The following is a 13,839-nucleotide window of genomic DNA, read 5'->3' on the forward strand; positions in this document are numbered from 1 at the left end:
ACCCGCAAGCGAGGTGTTTATAATGAGTACCAGTTATCAGAATGAATTATTCGCATAGGATTTAGCCGCAGCGGTACCATTATTCTGAGGAGGCACGGAGTCAGATTTTTCAGCTTTATAGACCTGTTCTTGGCCTATCTTAATCCAGTCAACCTTAATCAATCGGGCCTTCTGGCTAACACGCTGTTCACCGGCATGGTCACCGGATTTTAATGTAAAAATCTCAGCAGAGAGATTGCTCAGTGTGAATCCGATAAGAACTTTCTGATCCTCATCTGACGCCTTTTGGCAGCGTGCGATCAGGTCAGTCGCCTCTTTACCAGCCACTGTGACATCAAAACGAACATAGTTCGCTTTATCTGCTGGACCACTTAAGGCATTAATGACACAACTCAGGAATTGTCCTGATTGGCCAGTAACGTGACGAATATTACTGACATATCCCAATCCATTAATCAGAAGATTAAAATATTCTGATTTACCAGTTTGAGAATTGTTTTGAGCTTGAGCGTTGTTATTTGCAGACATAATTGTATTTCTCCAGGAGTGTTAAATAAGGTGTGGCGGAGAAAACAGTTCCCTTGAGGGAATTGTATTTCCCGTCAAGGGTCAGGATCAGCTGTTATCCTGACTTGTCTGGTTAGTAAAATCGGACCTTCATCACCACGCTCGCAACGGCGTTTAAACTACTTGGTGATATCTGCTTCCAAAGGCGGGCAGATTTACCACACGCAACTGAGCGTGTTCTTCCTTGCAGGCTACAGAAGTGTTCTTTTGTGACTACCCGAAAGCGATCCTCACAAGCCACTGGATCATTGGTGGTCATCAGAGATGACGAGTAAGCACGGTCATTTTTAAATCACTGAGCAATATCGTCAAACCTAAATTGTTTATATGTCAGTGAAAATAAAAAACGGCACCTGAGATGGGTGCCGTGGGGGAACAACAGTTTGTAAGAACGCCTGACCGATGCTACTGGTTCAGCGGCAATCGAATGCCTATTCGCCCCTGTTTGACGCTGGGATACGTCTGGCTCGGACTGTTCTCGCCATGGCCAAAAAGCCAATGCAGAGTAGTCGGTATAGAATGAAAATTAACGGAAAAATCATTTACTACTCTGCGAAAATTAAAACGGTGTCGGTTTTATCCGACACCGTTTAGCGGGGTGTACCATATCCCTGAGGTCTTCAGCATGGCTCCGAGGAAATTTCCATTTCCCGACGCGCTTTTCACGGAGGGTATGCGTCTTACAGATCGACTGAGTGTGCGGTAGCCATCTGTTGGGCTGGTAGCGGTCAGTTCCCCGTAAGAACGTCGCACTACTTCGTAGCCTGCGAGGTACTATTGCATCAAAGCAGGATCACAATATCAAAAATACCACTTGTCAGGTAACCGGTTTATTCTTAATTTTTACTATCCTTTTACCTGACTTGCTTTTCGTCTTTGCTCCTTCGCTTACAACACCTTTGCAAAGAGGGTACTTTATACATCCCCAAAACATTCCATTGTTGCCTTTTATTCTTTGAGTGATACCGCCACATGTTGGGCATGGAGGAGTAACGGGAGGTGTTAGTGAAATTGCCTGCTGTTTACCCTTTTCAACTAAGAAGCGAGTCCATTCTGTCTGGCGCTGCATAAAGACTTCAAGAGAGAGTTTTCCTTGATATATGTCTTCCAAAGACTGCTCCCACAACGCGGTCATACCAGGGCTGGTTAACGTCTCTGGTAAAGCTGATACCAGCTCCCTGGCGATTAGGGTCGAGTGAATATGGGCTCCTTTTCTCTCCAGATAATTCCGTTTAAACAATGTTTCAATAATTCCGCCGCGCGTTGCCTCTGTTCCCAAGCCTGCATTCTCACGAAGTACTTTTTTCAATTCAGGATCAGTAACAAAACTTGCCGCATTCTCCATCGCACCAATCAGCGTTCCGTCAGTAAAATGAGACGGTGGCTTCGTTTGCAGAGACTTAATCTCACCGCCTTTTACCTGGCAGAAATCGTTTTGACTTAATTTGGGTAGATCCCCCCCGCTGTTATCATCCAACTCCTTCGTAGCCACATTATCTTCTTTCTCATCGACAAAAAGTATTTTCCAACCAGGAACGATACTAATCCGCCCTCGAGTCCGAAATAATTGTCCACCGATATTAAACGTTGCTTCGGTTACATCAGATTCCTGAAGAGTGAAGAATTGAGCTAAATAATGTTGTCGAATGAGAGAATAAACATTCAATTCATCCTGTGATAATTTCGCCATATCAAAGGATTGCCTGGTAGGAATAATGGCATGGTGAGCAGTGATTTTTTTATCATTCCAGACACGGGAGACAAAGGTAAGATCGGCTCTTTGCACTGCAGTCGTTATCATAGGGTCGGATTGCATAAGCGCAGAAAATACTTCATCAACCTCTGCTCTCATTGACTCTGGCAGATACCCACAATCCGTTCTTGGATATGTAGTGGCTTTATGCGTTTCGTACAGAGCCTGCGCGATGCCAAGTACCTGATTTGCACCCATTCCCCATTTACGAGAACAAGCCTGCTGAAGAGCACTTAAGCTAAAACATAAAGGCGCAGCAACCTTATCTCGTTTCATTGTGACATTAAGTACCACAGCTGCTTCCGTATTTCGGCACAGTTGCTCTACAGACAATGCTGCATTTTGCTGTATGCATCGATGCTCGCTATCACAATAACCCGCAGCTGGAACCCAGGTTGCAGTAAACCGAATACCATCTTTTTCTAACTCAGCCAAAACTCGCCAATAGGGCTTTGGCACAAAACTGTCGATCTCAAGATCACGGCGCACCACAAGCGCCATCGTTGGCGTTTGCACTCGTCCGATAGACAATACATCACGCCGCCCAAAACCTTTATCACGGGCCTTTAAGGTATAGAGGCGGGTCAAATTCATGCCAATCAGCCAATCCGCTTTACTGCGCCCCATCCCTGCATAATAAAGGCGAACCGTTTTCTCACCAGGCAGCAAATTATCTAATCCCTTTCGAATACTGGCGTCATCAAGTGCACTCAACCACAAGCGTTTTACATTTCCAGTGAAATGGCAATAATCCAGTAATTCTCTGGCCAGTACCTCTCCCTCCCGATCCGCATCTGACGCAATCACAACATCGTCAGCCTGCTTCAACAAACGGCTAACGACAGAAAATTGATCTGACGTATCCTTCTTTACAAGAAGTTTCCACTGAGAGGGGAGCATTGGCAGAGAATCAAGGTTCCACTGAGCAAATTCATCGCCATATGATTCAGGATTAGCTAGTTCCAGAAGATGACCGATAGCCCAGGTAATTGTGATATTTTTGCCGAAAAGAAACCCTTTACCACGCTGGGTTATCCCCATCACTTTCGCTATATCTTTGGCCTGAGAAGGTTTCTCGCATAAAAATAAGCGCATTACTCCCTCCCAGTAGGAGAAAGCCGTGCAGAAAAGGAAGAACGCAATTTTCCGGACATAATGTCTGCATCAGGCTCCCCATAAAGCTCAATAGCTTTCAGGCCTGCTGGCGTTCTGGCAAAAATATCATTGCGGGTAACAACAACGTAACGATAATTCTGCACGATGCTGTATATCTGCCTGATTGCATACCCCCCCTTATCCAAGTATTGATCGCGAGTTGCCCGAGAAATAAGACCATAATGGAAAGCCTGAAATACCTTCATCGCCAATTGGTCATAGCCAACCAATAGCCAAACGCAACGGTATCCAAGTGGAGAACTACTATAAACACCGATATTTAATGGAGAAACAGACATAACATCGGTTAGCGTGATAGACACTGGGATAGACTTCAGGATCTCAGATATCTCTTGAACCACTTGCTGTACTTTATCTGTCGATACTTCAATAGCCTCTTCTAGCCTAACCAGCAGTGCATCAGCATAAGGATTATCAGCGACTGATGCCTGATATGCTTGACCAGCGCGCGATATCACCTGAGGCATGCTAAAAATATGGCGAGGGCGTCTTTGTGAATTCACATCAGCAGTGGCCGTTTGTTCTTTACGGCGTCCATCCCACAACCGGATTGCATAATGGGTATGGAGTTCAAGGGTCAAAGATGATTTCAATGCGCCGGAACGGGACTCTCGCTCACGGGGAGGAAGCTGACTTACGGGAGATGAAGTGGCTGGTTCTAGGGAAGCGGGTTCCTGATGGATGGCCGTATTCACACCATTCTCTAACTCTGACATTGATAACTCCTTGTGTTGACCTGAAATATTTCTGATATGGGTTAGAAATATTCAGGGCAAAGGAGTGGCCAGCTCAATTCCAAACCAGTTTTACAGATCTATAAATATCCGTAAATGAAGCAAACAGGATGGCATGGTTATTTTTTAATCACTGCTGGCAGTGCCAGCAGTGCATATTTTTTAACCAAACAAACGTTCACCACCCAAAATCACGCCATTCCAGTGCCTGAATCCACAAAGCGGTCACTTTTCAATCACTGTTGGCAGTACCAGCGGTGATTGTTTTTTAACCAAAACTACTTCAGTTTATCTCCCAGAACACTTTTCCCGGATTTCAGCCAGCACACTCTGGACGTGGGCTTTATCAGAAACTTGCGTAGCCAGCTTAGGCATATCATCGGTTGTCACCGCAGGAGATGTTACTGCTTGAGATTGCGTTGGCTGTGCAGACGGCGTCGACGTTTTTTGGGCAAAAAGCTTTCCAGCACGGGCCCGTTTCAATACAGCCAGTATCCAGCCAATCGGGTTAGTGAGTCCACCGTCAGAAAGTACCCTCTTCAGCGATTGCATAACCTGCTCGGCCTGTTCGCTAGTCAAAGCCTGCAGTTGCTCTGTCACCATGTTGCGGTCATCCATCGATAGTAATGTCTCAAACGTGTCCGGCAATACGTACGTATTTCTTTTTACACTGTGTGAATTACTACGTACGTAACGGTTCGGATTCCGAACTGAGTGACAACCCCTTGAAATACCACTGAGTTCGGATTCCGAACTAGGTGATTTATCCCCTTCTGGATGACTGAGTTCGGATACCGAATTCAGTGAGTTTGTATCCGAACTGTGTGATTTTTGTCTTAGTTCGGATTCCGAACTGAGGTGGCGAACACTCTGTCTGGCTGCCATTTGTTGTGGTGTTTGGGCGGAACCAAGGCGACTCTCAATAAGCGCAATACGGCTATGACGATGCCGCATCGTTGTATCATTTTTGATCTCGTTCAGAACTTCCCATGCTGTCTGACTGATAGTTTTGTTTTTATTCCGGCACGCTTCAGCAACCGTGTCCAGCCAGCCGGGATCTAAAATCTCCGCATCACGAAATGAAAGGGGTTCATCATGCTGAGCATAAATGTTCCCGCGGACACGTCCCTTTTCATCGCGAACGCGTTTGCACAAACTTAGCCAACCGGTGATCCTCAGCATCAACAGCACGCGACTAATGGTCTCTCGGGACGCCCCACCTTTATGTGGGGAAGCCAGTTGAAGTTGTAATTCATCATAGGTGGGGAAAATCGCCCCTTCATTTTGCTGGGCATACAGACGGATCATCAGCCAGGCCATCTTATCCAGAGGAGATAGCCGAGTGTCTAATAGTAAACGCCTGGGGTATGCATCATGTACGTTCCCCATATAAAGCAGCCCGCTACGCAACTGTCCCGCATCATCTGCGGGTATTCGTTCAGCCAACCGGAGATTCATCTTCTCAACGGTGTAAGCTATCAGGCTGTCTGCCGGCAGATTCATATCATTATTATCCTTATCGCTGACGGTTTCTTATCCGTCTGCTGGCTCGCGATGAAAAACATCAATGCGCTTGTTTCTGCATCCGAATAGTCAGATGCAGTATAAAAACACTGATTAGTCATCATTTATTGACTCAATTTTAACATTCCGATTTAGCCATGAATCACCTATATTATTTTCGTATTTCTTTGTTATATCGTTCGTGATTCATTAATTCCCACGAATCACCATGATTTCGGCTCAACAATCGCCAAAATGGGCCTATGTCAATTTTCAGATATTTAGAGCCTCTTTCCGTCAGCCGAGTATAATTTCTTTCTCCGTCTCGAAAACGTCGAATTTGACTTTTAGCTTTGTGATAATGTGATTTTGGAATTGTTGCCGGAGCATATAATCCCGGCATGATTTCGCATAAACGAGAACGCATTATTATCCTCTCCGTGATATCGTTTTTTTTACTGATTCAGCGGAAATATTTATGCGATGAGTTTGACTCCACGACCGAACGGCGTGCCAAACAGCAGTCAACGACACATCCATCTGTTCTGCGGCTAACATCATGACATCCAACCCCTCGCCACTGTCGACATTATCTACAGTAGCAAGCTGCCAACGCTGCCAAAGTGTTGTACTTTCTTCTTCACTCAAGACAACACCTCGCCCTGGTCGCACGTCAATACCGGCAATGCGCCGCCGATTGGCGACTTCAAGACTGGATAACCCAAACATGTGTTGCATAAGTTCAATAGACCCCCCCAGCGATAACGCACGATCAATACGTTGTGTACGCATTTGTTCACGGCGGGCATGCTGAACTAGGCGGTAAAAATTCTCATGGTGAATGTTGAATTGCAATACAGAAACGGAACTATTGGAAATATAATGCAGGTCTTCAATCGTCAGACTTTGCAGTAATTGCATTTCCTCTTGCTTTAATCCGAGAGACTCACAACGGCGTATATAACCACTCTTTAAGTCCATCACTAGTTGAGTCAAGAGATTATTTGCTGACTGAGAGGCATTTGCTATTTGTAGTAAATTTTCACTCATAAGTTTTTCTCCATATATAAAATATTATTTATTTCTTTTTGCGTTATCTAAATACTTACCCGACAAATACATATGAATACGCCGAAAATCATCTATTAACGGCGTGCATTCATTCGCAGTTTTTAAGAAAATGTCACATTCATCATGCTGGCTGAGTATTTCACCGCGCCGATCTAAAATTCTGACATCATCCGTATATGCATCCTGTATCTGACGCTCTTTCTCTTTTATGGCACTGGATAGTGCATTAAGCAGCACCTCATAATAAGTGCCGCTTTCTAAACGTAATTTCCCCATCCTTTACTGCTCAGCTTGTTCCATGGCGATCTGACGCTGATGTTCACGTAAACGACGCAATACTCGAATCAGGCGTAACATTTTCACGGTGTAAGCATCGTCGAGAACGGGTGAGTCCCCTTTGTTTGCAGAGCCAATAACATTCAGGCAAAAGCTGAACATGTTGAATGGTTCATCGCTTTGCTGGCCAGTTAGTCCATTGAGAAAAAGAATGAATGGCGATTTGGAGCTTGATGCAATATAGCCAGCCTCAAAAGGCTCTTTCGATTCCAAGATCTCATTGGGATAGCCCATAGCCTCAGCCAGCTCAAATGCCAGTCGATACGCGCTATCCTGTAAATGTTCGATGTCATCCTGGAACGCAGAGATCTGCCAGATATCAGTGACTGGCTCCAGACCTCCGTTAGCAAAAGAAAGTACAGAAGCAGAAGAGGCCAGTTGTTGGGTAGAATGCCCACCCGAAGGTGAAGAAAATGTCGTCTGACTCTCTGAGTCTTCACTCTGGCGATTTGCCACCCTAGAAAGATTGCCTTGGTTATCGTTATGGGAGAAGGTATTGTCATTGCCCTGAAATTCCCAGTCATCATCATGATGCTCATCGTCTTCATCAATATGCTGACGATGTTCATCACTTTGATTGTTTAACGGGGGAGCAGAAGATGTTGAAGCCGGTGCTGAAAAATGTTGTTTATCATCATTATTTCCAGCCTTTAAGGACGATGGAGTTGTGGATTTTGAACCATCAGCATCATCGCCTTTGTCTTTATTTATAGCTTCAAGAGAGGGTTCATGGACGAATGCGGGTAATGGCTCGGTTTCACCAAAAAGCTTGCGCTGATTACGCACCTTCGGATCTAATTCCATAACCCAACGATCGTAGTTAAGCGATGGATGCGGCAAGGCACTGACCAAGTCACCGATAAACTCGTCCCGGAACATTTCCAGTGACCAGTCATCCGGAGAATCAAATTTTTTGCAGCATTCGCCAAAAACCCCCTCAAAAGACACTTCAGGGGAAGCAGTCAGGCTATATTCAGACCAAATTTTTTCAGCATCATGTCTTAATGATAATAAGTTCCTGATTTGGGGAGCCCCCAATCCAGATTCAAGCAAATTTGGCATATATGGATACAGGAAGGTTATCGTGCTCTCCATTCGACTAATACTCGAATTATCAATCGGTAGACCTGCCTCCGTCAGCAACGTGGCCAACTCACGCAATGATACGGATTTACCGAGTTGTTCCTCGTAAATGCCGCGGGCTTTCTGGATGCCGAAAGCCTTTTCAATAAAAGTCAGTTCGCCACGAACTTCATTCTCAGCCAGATGACCAATGACGCACTGAAGGCGTCCGGGCCACGGTTTGAAAATAACGGTATGACGGAAAAAGCGTTCTTCCTGCGTCTCTTCCCACAGTTCGCTCAGAATTTCATAGCGTGTATTACCACCGTCACTGAAGACATAAATATCAGGTACGTTCGGATCACGCGTTACTTTGAGTACGGTGTCTAAGCCCCGGTGACGGATGGATTCTTTAATCTCATTATATTTGGGATTACGCTTGGTACGCGGGTTATCTGGATGAGGACCCATCTGATCCAACGTCAGTACCATTGGCATTTCATTAACTGGCAACGCGGAAATTTGAGCTGTTGCTGGTTCCCGACTTCCTTGCAGCATCGCGTTCCCGAGCTGCAACGAGGCTATTTTTTTATTCATTAGTATTTCTCTCCATAGCCTAAATTCCATTCTCTAAAACGCGTATATTGCGCATCAAAGGCAAGTTTTACCGTACCCACAGGCCCCTGACGTTGTTTACCAATGATGATTTCTGCCAACCCTTTATCCGGAGTATTCGAGTCATAAACTTCTTCACGGTGGATAAACATGATCATGTCCGCATCCTGTTCCAGAGAACCACCATCTCTAAGATCAGAGAGTGTTGGTCGCTTATCGGCCCGAGTTTGTGACGCACGATTTAGCTGAGATAACGCAAGCAAAGGAACATTAAAATGCTTGGCAATGGCCTTTAGAGAACGAGAGATTACCGATATTTCCTGAGTGCGGTTTTCAGAACCTGGAGAGCTCATTAGCTGTAAGTAATCAACCATGACTAAACAAGGTTGACCGTATTTACGAATAAAACGGCGTAGACGAGAACGTAATAAAGATGGGGTTAAATCACTGTTATCATCAATTACCAGACGATCGCCCCAGGATTTCATGACGCCCAATGCATCTGATATTCGCGCCCAATCTTCATCATTCAATTGGCCGCTGCGCATGGCCTGGACACTCACATGTGCAATAGATGCGGCCATACGCATGAGTAACTGGTCTGCTGGCATCTCCAGACTAAATATGAATACGGGTTTATCAGATACACGCCCAAACGCATTTTCAGCGAAATTTAGCCCTAACGATGTTTTACCCATGGAAGGACGCGCAGCAAGAATAATCAGGTCCGCTTCCTGAAGACCGCACGTTTCTTTATCCAGTTCGATATATCCCGTAGGCGTTCCCGTTATTCCGTCGGGTACGGCATAGTTGCGTTCTAGCCGATTGACAACCAGCGTCAATCCCTGTTGGAGTGGTATTTCACTTTTGGCTTCGCGCTGTTCCGATATGTCGAAAAGTGTCTGTTCAGCCTGTTCCGCGATATCTGAAATTTTTATTCGTCCATGTGCCGTGGACATGGCATCAGCGCTGATTTTTTTACCCAACGAGATCAACTGGCGAGCCTGGCTCCGGTCTCTAACAATCTCTGCATAAGCATTCGTATTCGCAGCACTAGGGGTGTTTTTTGCCAGTTCTGCGAGGTACGCAAATCCCCCTATAGACTCCAGCGGACTATTAGGGGCTTTCTCCATCGATTCCGAAAGGGTAATAAGATCGATCGGCTGGCCACTGTTGACCAGTCGTTGCATAGCCTGAAATATCTGCTGATGTGCTCGGTTATAAAAATCGCTGGCAGCAATCCTCTCAACCACATCATCCCAGCGATTATTTTCAAGCATTAGCGAACCGAGGACTGATTGCTCTGCCTCCAAAGAAGAAGGAAGAAATTGCATCTGGTTAGCCATGCGCAGCCTCCTTCATTTCGCCACGGCCAATCTGACTAATGCTCATGAATGCTTTCACTAGACGTTCATGAGTACGAGGAGAAACTAGCATCAGAGGCCAGCCCTCCTGATTTATATAAACAGGTTGTTGCTTCTCGCTACTCCACCCAGCCTCAAACAATTTTTCATCACCACTGACTGGTGAGTTATCCATTGAATTCAGGCGCAATTCTTTCTCGGAATAGACGTTATAAACAATGACTGAGGACTCAGGAACGCACCACATATTCGCCAGGAGCGCCCGTAAGCGTTCCCCCGCATCCTCAGTGTGAAATGTTTCAAAAAAAACAGTCTGTTCATCAACGTCTTTATAGCGCCAATGATTGCAGGAGCAGAATGCCCGATAGAGAGTCCTCACTGTCCCCCCTCCATTGCACCAGTTTGGTTCCGTAACACGGAATCAAACTGCTCTTTCCAATGTGGGAAGAGCTCGCAAGCGAGCCTATGCATGGTCACTGCCGCCGCTGGGCTTTTGCGATCAGTTACATATTCAAGACGGTGGACTGGTTGGCCAAAGGCGTGGCCGCGCTTATAGACTTCGAGTTGGTCAATTTTTGTTTCAAGTATGGAGATGTTTATGCTTTCGGATTGAAGGTATTTCTTCTCAGAAACGATATTACCCAATTCTTCCAAGGTCTTACGATCTAATGATGTGTTCTCAACACAGTTGGCTAGAATTTTGATATCAGGGATCTGAATTCCGTATGCCTGCAACGCAAGTAAGCGGGACATTAGACGCACCGTTCCGCGCATGAATTCCCGAACATCTGGAAGTATCGGCTTAATCACGCCAACGACATTTTCTGTGGCAGCCAGAACCACAAGCTCAACCATCACGCCAGCAGCTCCTTTCGAGTCGATCATGATGACGTCATAACTCTGAAAACTTTGATGCTGAAGGATGTTCTTGAGGCGCATGCGTCCATCAGGGGCGTGAAGCATAGCTGTGGGGAGGCGATCATCAGGATCATTGGAAATGATGAGATCGAGGTTGGGTATGGCTGTTCGAGAAATAATGCTGTCTGGCTGGTTCAGATCGGTTGTCTGCATTAACAGCTCAAACAATCCAAATGGAGCCTCATGCTCCAGCGCATAAATGCTACTGGCCGTAGGCTGCGAATAGTCACCATCAATCAACAAGGTTCTCAAGCCTGAGTCGGCAAAAAAACCTGCTAAGTTAGCTGCTTGTGTAGATTTTCCTTCGCCACCTTTAGTGGAAATTACGGGTAGAATTTTCATTTTGCACACTCGGTAGAGTGTGCAGATATCTCAACACGGTGATTGAAAATCCTCGTGTCCTTGGTTCGATTCCGAGTCCGGGCACCACTAATTTAAAGAAACCAGCCTAACGGCTGGTTTTTTGCTTTTGGGGATTGGGTTCTGAACTGGGTTCGGCTATGTGTTATAGCGTGACGGCCATACTTGTTCAGGTGATGAACCTAACGCTTCCGCAATCAGCCGTTCCCCTTTGGGCCAGTGCCTTTTCAGCGCATTTGCCAACGTGGAAGAAGCCAGCCCAGCGTTACGTGAAACCGCCGCCAGCGATGTTCCCCGCTTTTTCAGCGCAGCAATAATATCGGCAGGATGCCAATCTTGCTCATTCATTCGGTCACCTCATCAATAAATTTCACCCCGTCCGCGGTGCGTATCCAGCGCGGTGCTTTCAGCCCTGCGGCAAAATAGCGAACCAGTTCCCCTAACAGCACGGTCAGCGTCCGCGCCATATTTTGCGGTAACACGTAGCCTACAATCAGTTGAGCTGAGGGTACCCGTTTCCATTCAAGGTTTATATTTTTCACAATATGTCGATTGATAATCGACAAATCATAAAATAATCAAACTCAATCTTGTTATGCAGAACGGATAAACCTAAGATGGTTTAATAATTTTTAAAATTGTCTATTCAGAGGCGACATTTGAAAAATTATCTAAACTGGCTGATGCAAAACACCCTGCCCGGTCAGGTGTTGCTACAGTCATGGCTTACCCGCAACGGCATAGACCGTAAGCTCTCTTACGTCTATGTCAAAAACGGTTGGCTCAGGCGGATCGCTCACGGCGTTTACTGCCGGACGGGTCGTGAACCAGACTGGGTGGATGCGATTTACTGCCTGCAAACACAGTGGGAAAAGCCTGTGCGGGTGGCAGGGCTGACCAGCCTTGCGCTACAGGGCTATTCCCATTATACCGAACTTGGTAAACCTCAAGTTTGGCTCACGCTCCCGGCTTACATAAAGCTGCCGGGATGGTTCGCCGCCTTTGAGCCATCCGCCACCTTTGTCGTGCTCTATACATCGGGCCTGTCGGTTGATGTGATGCCATTCACGACAGACCTGAGAATCGGCGATCGGCGGCTGACTGGCAGCATGCCAGAACTTGCCGCATATGAAATCGCCAGCGGTGTTCCCACACAAATATCATTTGAGCATGCTGATGCATTGTTTCAGGGTCTACACCTTCTCAGTCCGCGTAAATTACAGGCACTGCTCTATGCCAGCCATTCGGTAAAAACCAACAGGGTGATGCTCTACCTTGCCCAGCGCAATGGACATCCTTATTTTCAGTATCTCGATAAAAGTGGTATAGAAACAGGCGCTGGAAAGCGGCAAATTGTCCCCGGCGGCTGGCTGGAACCGGATTACCAGATCACTGTTCCCAGGGAGTTTAAATCGGAAGGAGTCGAAGATGGATCAGCGTGATATTTATGCCCGACAGGTCAAGTTGTTAATGACCGCCCTGCCGTATGTGGCGAAAGAACCTTGTTTCGCGCTGAAAGGCGGCACAGCAATTAATTTATTTGTGCAGGATTTTCCTCGTCTATCGGTAGATATCGATCTGGTTTATCAAACCTTCATAGATCGTGATACCGATCTAATCGCTATTGACGATGCATTGATGCGTATTACGGAATCGCTGAACGGCAGGCAGGGGATCACAGCGATCCGGCAGGAGAATAAAGCCGATGAAAAACGCATCATCGTTAACACCGTTGATGCGCAGATAAAGATTGAAGTCAGCCCGGTTTGGCGTGGATTGCTGTTACCTCCAGCAGAAATGCCGGTATGCGAGCAGGCGGAAATGGAATTCGGCTTTACCACCATGAATCTCGTCTCTCTGGCAGATCTTTACGGCGGTAAAATCTGCGCTGCGCTTGACCGCCAGCATCCGCGCGATCTGTTTGATGTACTTAATATGCTGGAAAAACCGTGCCTGACGCGTGAGATTTTTGATGGTTTTCTTTGCTATCTGGCAGGACATCCTCGCCCTATTGCCGAACTGCTGTCACCGAATTGGGACACATCGCGGATCGCCACACTATACGCACAGGAATTTTCAGGCATGACGCACCAGGAAACATCACTGGAATCGCTGTTATCAGTAGCGACTCTACTGCCGCAGGCGTTGAAATCTCATTTTACCGCTCAGGACCGGCAATTCTTACTCAGCTATAAGCAAAACAACCCTGACTGGTCGCTGTATCGCTATCCTGATATTCAACATCTTCCCGCCATTCGCTGGAAACAGCGTAATTTATCGGCTTTACATGCTAAAAATCCGGCCAAATTTAGCGCGGCAGTAGGTAAGCTTGAGAAGGTTCTGGAACAACATTTTTAGCCCGGACTCAGAAGCTTAAAGA

At 46.3% G+C, this 13,839-nt stretch carries 15 protein-coding genes; 2 read left to right on the top strand and 13 right to left on the bottom strand.

Annotated features, from left to right (window positions below):
* Positions 1 to 36: 36 nt before the first annotated feature.
* The 13 genes from A0G03_RS04165 to A0G03_RS04230 all read right to left on the bottom strand — a co-directional run bounded on the left by A0G03_RS04165 (position 37) and on the right by A0G03_RS04230 (position 12,001).
* Positions 37 to 528, bottom strand: a complete 492-nt coding sequence (locus A0G03_RS04165) for an STY4534 family ICE replication protein (RefSeq protein WP_048258550.1) — start codon at positions 526 to 528, stop codon at positions 37 to 39.
* A gap of 856 nt (positions 529 to 1,384) precedes the next feature.
* Positions 1,385 to 3,415, bottom strand: a complete 2,031-nt coding sequence (locus A0G03_RS04175) for a DNA topoisomerase III (protein ID WP_048258548.1) — start codon at positions 3,413 to 3,415, stop codon at positions 1,385 to 1,387.
* Positions 3,415 to 4,212 carry a PFL_4669 family integrating conjugative element protein gene (locus A0G03_RS04180; protein ID WP_080965209.1) on the bottom strand — a complete coding sequence of 266 codons (798 nt, stop codon included), beginning with the start codon at positions 4,210 to 4,212 and terminating at the stop codon, positions 3,415 to 3,417. The genes A0G03_RS04175 and A0G03_RS04180 overlap by 1 nt, the downstream gene beginning before the upstream one ends.
* 306 nt (positions 4,213 to 4,518) lie before the next feature.
* Complete coding sequence (locus A0G03_RS04185) at positions 4,519 to 5,733, bottom strand: STY4528 family pathogenicity island replication protein (RefSeq protein WP_048258547.1); 1,215 nt, start codon at positions 5,731 to 5,733, stop codon at positions 4,519 to 4,521.
* A gap of 172 nt (positions 5,734 to 5,905) precedes the next feature.
* A complete protein-coding gene (locus tag A0G03_RS21940; protein ID WP_072061988.1) occupies positions 5,906 to 6,160 on the bottom strand; it encodes a ParE family toxin-like protein in 255 nt (84 codons plus the stop codon).
* Positions 6,161 to 6,162: 2 nt separating this feature from the next.
* Positions 6,163 to 6,783, bottom strand: a complete 621-nt coding sequence (locus tag A0G03_RS04195) for a DUF2857 domain-containing protein (protein ID WP_048258546.1) — start codon at positions 6,781 to 6,783, stop codon at positions 6,163 to 6,165.
* A 24-nt stretch (positions 6,784 to 6,807) separates the two neighbouring features.
* Complete coding sequence (locus A0G03_RS04200) at positions 6,808 to 7,080, bottom strand: hypothetical protein (RefSeq protein WP_048258545.1); 273 nt, start codon at positions 7,078 to 7,080, stop codon at positions 6,808 to 6,810.
* Between the two features lie 3 nt (positions 7,081 to 7,083).
* Complete coding sequence (locus tag A0G03_RS04205; RefSeq protein WP_048258544.1) at positions 7,084 to 8,799, bottom strand: ParB family protein; 1,716 nt, start codon at positions 8,797 to 8,799, stop codon at positions 7,084 to 7,086.
* Positions 8,799 to 10,163, bottom strand: a complete 1,365-nt coding sequence (gene dnaB-PI / locus A0G03_RS04210; protein WP_048258543.1) for an SPI-7-type island replicative DNA helicase — start codon at positions 10,161 to 10,163, stop codon at positions 8,799 to 8,801. The genes A0G03_RS04205 and dnaB-PI overlap by 1 nt, the downstream gene beginning before the upstream one ends.
* A complete protein-coding gene (locus A0G03_RS04215) occupies positions 10,156 to 10,560 on the bottom strand; it encodes a hypothetical protein (RefSeq protein WP_053075283.1) in 405 nt (134 codons plus the stop codon). Before A0G03_RS04215 ends, dnaB-PI begins: the two co-directional genes overlap by 8 nt.
* Entirely contained in the window at positions 10,557 to 11,441 is an 885-nt protein-coding gene (locus A0G03_RS04220) for a ParA family protein (protein ID WP_048258542.1), read from the bottom strand. Before A0G03_RS04220 ends, A0G03_RS04215 begins: the two co-directional genes overlap by 4 nt.
* A 156-nt stretch (positions 11,442 to 11,597) precedes the next feature.
* Positions 11,598 to 11,807, bottom strand: a complete 210-nt coding sequence (locus A0G03_RS04225; RefSeq protein WP_048258541.1) for a helix-turn-helix domain-containing protein — start codon at positions 11,805 to 11,807, stop codon at positions 11,598 to 11,600.
* Complete coding sequence (locus A0G03_RS04230) at positions 11,804 to 12,001, bottom strand: hypothetical protein (RefSeq protein WP_072061987.1); 198 nt, start codon at positions 11,999 to 12,001, stop codon at positions 11,804 to 11,806. Before A0G03_RS04230 ends, A0G03_RS04225 begins: the two co-directional genes overlap by 4 nt.
* A gap of 117 nt (positions 12,002 to 12,118) precedes the next feature.
* On the opposite strand from A0G03_RS04230, the gene A0G03_RS04235 reads away from it, so the two are divergent.
* On the top strand, positions 12,119 to 12,901 hold the full coding sequence (locus tag A0G03_RS04235; protein WP_048258540.1) for a type IV toxin-antitoxin system AbiEi family antitoxin domain-containing protein: 783 nt from the start codon (positions 12,119 to 12,121) through the stop codon (positions 12,899 to 12,901).
* Positions 12,888 to 13,817 carry a nucleotidyl transferase AbiEii/AbiGii toxin family protein gene (locus A0G03_RS04240; protein WP_048258539.1) on the top strand — a complete coding sequence of 310 codons (930 nt, stop codon included), beginning with the start codon at positions 12,888 to 12,890 and terminating at the stop codon, positions 13,815 to 13,817. The genes A0G03_RS04235 and A0G03_RS04240 overlap by 14 nt, the downstream gene beginning before the upstream one ends.
* Positions 13,818 to 13,839 lie beyond the last annotated feature (22 nt).

Source organism: Pectobacterium peruviense (assembly GCF_002847345.1).
In the GTDB taxonomy this organism is placed as follows: domain Bacteria; phylum Pseudomonadota; class Gammaproteobacteria; order Enterobacterales; family Enterobacteriaceae; genus Pectobacterium; species Pectobacterium peruviense.

Excerpts from the sequence above, each read along its gene's own strand:
- A0G03_RS21940 (WP_072061988.1), bottom strand. The coding sequence starts at position 6,160 with ATGCGTTCTCGTTTATGCGAAATCATGCCGGGATTATATGCTCCGGCA.
- A0G03_RS04165 (WP_048258550.1), bottom strand. The coding sequence starts at position 528 with ATGTCTGCAAATAACAACGCTCAAGCTCAAAACAATTCTCAAACTGGT.
- dnaB-PI (WP_048258543.1), bottom strand. The coding sequence starts at position 10,163 with ATGGCTAACCAGATGCAATTTCTTCCTTCTTCTTTGGAGGCAGAGCAA.
- A0G03_RS04175 (WP_048258548.1), bottom strand. The coding sequence starts at position 3,415 with ATGCGCTTATTTTTATGCGAGAAACCTTCTCAGGCCAAAGATATAGCG.
- A0G03_RS04200 (WP_048258545.1), bottom strand. The coding sequence starts at position 7,080 with ATGGGGAAATTACGTTTAGAAAGCGGCACTTATTATGAGGTGCTGCTT.
- A0G03_RS04180 (WP_080965209.1), bottom strand. The coding sequence starts at position 4,212 with ATGTCAGAGTTAGAGAATGGTGTGAATACGGCCATCCATCAGGAACCC.
- A0G03_RS04225 (WP_048258541.1), bottom strand. The coding sequence starts at position 11,807 with ATGAATGAGCAAGATTGGCATCCTGCCGATATTATTGCTGCGCTGAAA.
- A0G03_RS04185 (WP_048258547.1), bottom strand. The coding sequence starts at position 5,733 with ATGAATCTGCCGGCAGACAGCCTGATAGCTTACACCGTTGAGAAGATG.
- A0G03_RS04205 (WP_048258544.1), bottom strand. The coding sequence starts at position 8,799 with ATGAATAAAAAAATAGCCTCGTTGCAGCTCGGGAACGCGATGCTGCAA.
- A0G03_RS04220 (WP_048258542.1), bottom strand. The coding sequence starts at position 11,441 with ATGAAAATTCTACCCGTAATTTCCACTAAAGGTGGCGAAGGAAAATCT.
- A0G03_RS04240 (WP_048258539.1), top strand. The coding sequence starts at position 12,888 with ATGGATCAGCGTGATATTTATGCCCGACAGGTCAAGTTGTTAATGACC.
- A0G03_RS04195 (WP_048258546.1), bottom strand. The coding sequence starts at position 6,783 with ATGAGTGAAAATTTACTACAAATAGCAAATGCCTCTCAGTCAGCAAAT.